Annotated in this window: 2 protein-coding genes; both read left to right on the top strand. The window is 46.2% G+C overall.

Annotated elements, in window-relative coordinates; genetic code table 11:
- Nucleotides 1–148 precede the first annotated feature (148 nt).
- Complete coding sequence (gene atpD / locus VN105_RS16025; protein ID WP_325642538.1) at nt 149–1651, top strand: F0F1 ATP synthase subunit beta; 1503 nt, start codon at nt 149–151, stop codon at nt 1649–1651.
- A gap of 8 nt (nt 1652–1659) precedes the next feature.
- Nucleotides 1660–1968, top strand: coding sequence for an ATP synthase F1 subunit epsilon (gene atpC, locus VN105_RS16020; protein WP_325642537.1), 309 nt, complete (start codon nt 1660–1662; stop codon nt 1966–1968).
- Nucleotides 1969–2105 lie beyond the last annotated feature (137 nt).

Below are 2105 nucleotides of genomic sequence, written 5' to 3'. Positions count from 1 at the left end.
GAAAAGGTTTTTTTTCGTCGTTAGCGTTTTGATTTTCATCCATTAACTATTACCTTTGCGGCAAATTTGGGAACTGTACGCTATAAAATAAATTGCTGCCGTTTTTGAACTATTACATTTTAGTATTTTTATAAACCTCTTTAAAAATATGCCTAACACAGGTAAGATCAAACAAATAATCGGTCCCGTGGTGGACGTGCACTTTGATGACAAATTGCCCGAAATCTACAGCGCATTGGAAATTACCCGCGAAAATGGTCAGAAGGTAGTATTGGAAGTACAACAGCACCTGGGTGAAGACAGTGTTCGCACAGTGGCAATGGACTCCACAGATGGTATGGTTCGTGGCATGACTGTAGTTGATAAAGGCGCGCCTATTAAAATGCCGGTTGGCGACCAGGTTAAAGGACGTTTGTTCAATGTGGTAGGTGAAGCAATTGACGGTTTGGGTGATATCGATGCTTCAAACGGTTACCCCATTCACCGTGAACCGCCTAAATTTGAAGATCTCGCTACTGAAACAGAAGTACTGTTTACAGGTATCAAAGTAATCGACCTCATCGAACCTTATGCAAAAGGTGGTAAGATCGGTTTGTTCGGTGGTGCCGGTGTGGGTAAAACAGTATTGATCCAGGAACTGATCAATAACATCGCAAAAGGTTACGAAGGTTTGTCCGTATTCGCCGGTGTAGGTGAGCGTACACGTGAAGGGAACGATCTGATGCGCGAAATGATCGAGGCAAACATCGTTAAATACGGTGATAAGTTTAAAGAATCAATGGAACACGGCGACTGGGATGTTACCGCTGTAGATAAAGAATTACTGAAACAATCACAGGCTACGTTTGTGTTTGGTCAGATGAACGAACCACCGGGAGCGCGTGCGCGTGTAGCCCTGTCCGGTTTAACACTGGCAGAATATTTCCGTGATGGAGATGGCTCTGCAGGTGGTGGTAAAGATATCCTCTTCTTCGTAGACAACATCTTCCGTTTCACACAGGCCGGTTCTGAAGTATCCGCACTGTTAGGCCGTATGCCTTCTGCGGTGGGTTACCAGCCAACACTGGCTACTGAAATGGGTCTGATGCAGGAACGTATCACCTCCACTAAAAATGGCTCCATCACTTCCGTACAGGCCGTTTACGTACCTGCGGATGACTTAACGGATCCGGCTCCGGCAACAACCTTCTCCCACCTGGATGCTACCACCGTATTGGATCGTAAGATCTCCGATCTTGGTATCTACCCTGCTGTGAGCCCGCTGGACTCTACCTCCCGTATCCTGTCTCCGGCTATCGTGGGTGAAGCTCACTATAACTGTGCACAGCGCGTGAAAATGATCCTGCAACGCTATAAAGAACTCCAGGATATCATCGCCATCCTCGGTTTGGATGAACTGAGCGACGAAGATAAGCTGACAGTATCCCGTGCACGCCGTGTACAACGTTTCCTGTCACAGCCTTTCCACGTAGCAGAACAGTTCACCGGTCTGAAAGGCGTACTGGTGCCGATCGAAGAAACCATCCGTGGCTTTAACATGATCATGGACGGTGAAGTAGATGAGTATCCGGAAGCAGCTTTCAACCTGGTAGGTAACATCGAAGCAGCTATTGAAAAAGGTAAGAAATTACTGGAAGCAGCGAATAACTAATTAAGTCAATGATCCCGGCACCACCGGGATCATTACCCTTCACCATTTACGATCATAACATGCTATTAGAAGTATTAACACCTGAAAGAAAAATATATGCCGGAGAAGTGTACGGAGTACAACTGCCGGGCATTGACGGTTCTTTTGAAATACTGGATAAACATGCGCCATTAATTGCAGCCCTCGGAAATGGTAAAATGAAAGTGCTGAAAGATAAAGCTCACACCGAGTTTTTTACCATCAGCGGCGGATTCGTGGAAGTGTTGCGCAACAAGGCTACCGTACTCGTAGAAGGCGCTGTAGCAGTGGGAAAATAAGCATACCAGCAAAGATATAATAACCGGGCCGGGTAAGAATACCCGGCCTTCGTTTTGTCCTAACTATTCCAATCTTAGATGACCCGGTGAAGGACAGGATTGCCCACCGGGATTTCCTCTCTATTCATTATGTACAA

This window comes from Chitinophaga sp., from assembly GCF_035564935.1.
In the GTDB taxonomy this organism is placed as follows: domain Bacteria; phylum Bacteroidota; class Bacteroidia; order Chitinophagales; family Chitinophagaceae; genus Chitinophaga.
This window is presented reverse-complemented; position numbering and strand designations above follow the sequence as displayed.